The 2,547-nt window shown below is 62.6% G+C and carries 3 protein-coding genes and 1 pseudogene; 2 read left to right on the top strand and 2 right to left on the bottom strand.

From position 1 onward, the window contains the following. Positions 1-191 precede the first annotated feature (191 nt). A pseudogene (locus tag JF66_RS24510) lies at positions 192-269 on the bottom strand (recombinase family protein); the annotation flags it as partial. A 118-nt stretch (positions 270-387) separates the two neighbouring features. After that, the gene (locus JF66_RS16585; RefSeq protein WP_035879758.1) at positions 388-828 is read right to left on the bottom strand and encodes a VOC family protein; all 441 of its coding nucleotides are present in this window, start codon (positions 826-828) and stop codon (positions 388-390) included. 361 nt (positions 829-1,189) lie between these two features. Between JF66_RS16585 and JF66_RS16580 the strand changes: the two genes are divergently transcribed. Together JF66_RS16580 and JF66_RS16575 are read left to right on the top strand one after the other, a co-directional pair. Beyond that, a complete protein-coding gene (locus JF66_RS16580) occupies positions 1,190-1,738 on the top strand; it encodes an RNA polymerase sigma factor (RefSeq protein ID WP_231556473.1) in 549 nt (182 codons plus the stop codon). Further along, the gene (locus JF66_RS16575; RefSeq protein WP_051973664.1) at positions 1,735-2,505 is read left to right on the top strand and encodes a hypothetical protein; all 771 of its coding nucleotides are present in this window, start codon (positions 1,735-1,737) and stop codon (positions 2,503-2,505) included. The genes JF66_RS16580 and JF66_RS16575 overlap by 4 nt, the downstream gene beginning before the upstream one ends. Positions 2,506-2,547: the final 42 nt, after the last annotated feature.

Below are 2,547 nucleotides of genomic sequence, written 5' to 3'. Positions count from 1 at the left end.
GACCTGACAATCGACGGGTCGGCAAGATCATCCAACGTTGAAGCCCTGGGACGACCGATAGAGGGACGATGTGCGGACAGGTTTTCCGTCCTCGCGAGAGGGCGCTCGAGAGCACTTTTCGACGGATTCGACCGCTCGTAAGCGGAACGCTCAACGGCTACAGATCGCACACGGAAAGATCGCCTCGGCTACAGAGTGATGCCTTCTCGTTGTCGCTCTCGGATGAGGCCTCGTTCGAACTCGGCGAACGCTCCCAGTATGGAAAGTAGGGGCGAAATCGCAGAGCCGGCCTCATGCGCCAGAGGCGTTCGGGCCCCCGGTTAAAGGTCGGGCTGAGAGGCTTCGGTGTCCGGCGTCGGTGTCGGCGGCTAGGGCTGGTCCGGTGGATTAGCCAATCTGTTCGGCCAGAGCGACGATGATTCCCGCAGGGCCGCGGAGATAGCAAAGCCGGAAGATGCTCTCGTACTGTGCCACCTCGCCGAGGAGTTCGGCGCCGTGGGCGCGCAGGCGGGCGATCGTGTCGTCGATGTCGTCAACGGCGAACATGACGCGATGCAGGCCCAACGTGTTGGGCGGTGGGTTCTCCGGCACGGCACCGGTCGTCGCGGGGGTCTGGTACTTGGTCAGCTCCAGCTTGCTGTGACCGTCCGGGGTCCGCATCATCGCGATGTCGCTCCGGACGCCGTCGAGTCCGACGGTGCGGTCCGCCCAAGGGCCTTCGATCTGCCCCCGGCCTTCCATCTCCATGCCGAGCTCGGTGAAGAACGAGACAGCCTCGTCCAGGTCGTCGACGACGATGGCGACGTTGTCCATCCGCTGAATGGTCATGTCTCTGAGCATAACCAGCGCGGCGAGCCGGCGGTCCGGTGCGTGGGCTTTGGCGCAATGTGGCGGCGTTCTGTGATCGCTGGATGGCGCAGTGGTTAGGCATCGAGAGCTCACGACCGGCGGTGGGACGCCAATCCGGGCACCGAACTGCAAAATCGCGTCAGCTTAGGATTCGATTGAAGCAACCGCAAGGGAACCCCTTACGGGAATCGAGAGTTTGAGTTCGATCCAAGGCGGGTTGCTGCGTGGCAGTGCGATCGTCCTGCTGCAGTCGTGACGCAGCCGTGCAGAGAGCCTCGGGCGGGGCCAACTGTAACGTTTTGAAGATGGGCGGACATTACAGGGTATGGATACTGGTGTGGTGAGCGAAGTCGAGGTCTGGACGCGTGCGTGCGCCAATGATGGCCGCGCGTTCACGTCGCTGTTCGACCGACATCGTGACCGGGTGTTTCGCCACGTTCTGCGTCTGGTCGACAACGCTCATGATGCTGAAGAGGTCACGTCGGCCTCATTCTTCGAGCTGTGGCGCCGCCGCGGCAGCGTCGTACTCGTGAGCGATTCGGTCCTCCCCTGGCTGTTGGTGACGGCCGGCCACATCGCGCGCAATGTCAGCCGTGGAACTCGACGGTACCGCGCACTTTTCGATTCGCTACCGCGAGCGGATGCCACAGCTGACGCCGAGCAGATTGCTGTCGCCCACATCGAGGAAGGCGAGTCGGTCGGCTGCCTGAAGGCCGCGATGAGGAAGCTCAAGCCCACGGATGTATCCCTCGTCGTCTTGGTCGTGCTGGAGGACTTTGCGGTGACGGAGGCCGCGGCCCTGGTGGGGCTTTCACCCGGTGCAGCCCGTACTCGCTTGCATCGGGCTAAAGCAAAAATTCGAGAGCAGCTGACGGAGGCACGAGCATGACGCAGATCGATTTCGACCCGGTATTCTCCGCGGCGATCCGCAATGAGCTGGACGCGCGCGTCTCCGCGCCATCGTCGGCTGTTCCGTTCTGGCGCCGACACCTCCGCCTTGGAGCGGGCATCTTCGCCGGGGTGAGCATCCTGATCGGAGGCGCAGCCGCTGCAGTCGGTCTGTTGACCATGCCCGGCGCAGAAGAGGTCACCGAACTCGGTGCGTCCGTCGTGGAGACCGCAACGGGAACGGACGCTGTTCAGTTGGGTGCTGTCCCCGACGGGGCCACGGGCATCCTGGTCTCACTGACCTGTCTGACTCCTGGAACGTTCACCTTTGACGACGGCGCGAGCATCCGCTGCGCCATGGACGACGTCGGTGGCCGCTCCGGCGGTGGCAGCTACACGCTGAATCTCCAGCCTGGACAGCAATCCATTAACATCACCACCACCCCCGAATCCAGCTGGACCGTCACCGCGACGTACGTCAGTGAGCGAACCACGGAGTGGGCAGTCAACGCCAACGGCGAGACGTATGGAGTGCTCAACGAAAGCGGTCAGCCGGATCTGATTGCGGTCGTCGCGACCAATGGAAACGACGGCTTCGTGCACGCTGCGGAACTTGCCCACGCCAACGGCAGCGAACAAGCACAAACCTTCACATCCCCCGAACAAGCGCTCGAATGGCAAGACTCAATGGTCGGGAAAGCCGTCTCCGTGCCCGTCTATGAAAACGATGGCGAAACTCGAATCGGAGAGTTCACAATCCAGTACTGAAATGAGGATTGTGACAGTCGCCATGGCTGCCTACTCCAGTCA

The organism is Cryobacterium sp. MLB-32, assembly GCF_000738085.1.
In the GTDB taxonomy this organism is placed as follows: domain Bacteria; phylum Actinomycetota; class Actinomycetes; order Actinomycetales; family Microbacteriaceae; genus Cryobacterium.
The sequence above is the reverse complement of the archived record's forward strand: the minus strand, read 5'-3'. Positions and strand labels throughout refer to the sequence as shown.

What these genes read in the sequence shown, in the direction of transcription:
- JF66_RS16585 (WP_035879758.1), bottom strand. Translation starts at nt 828, where the DNA reads ATGACCATTCAGCGGATGGACAACGTCGCCATCGTCGTCGACGACCTG.
- JF66_RS16575 (WP_051973664.1), top strand. Translation starts at nt 1,735, where the DNA reads ATGACGCAGATCGATTTCGACCCGGTATTCTCCGCGGCGATCCGCAAT.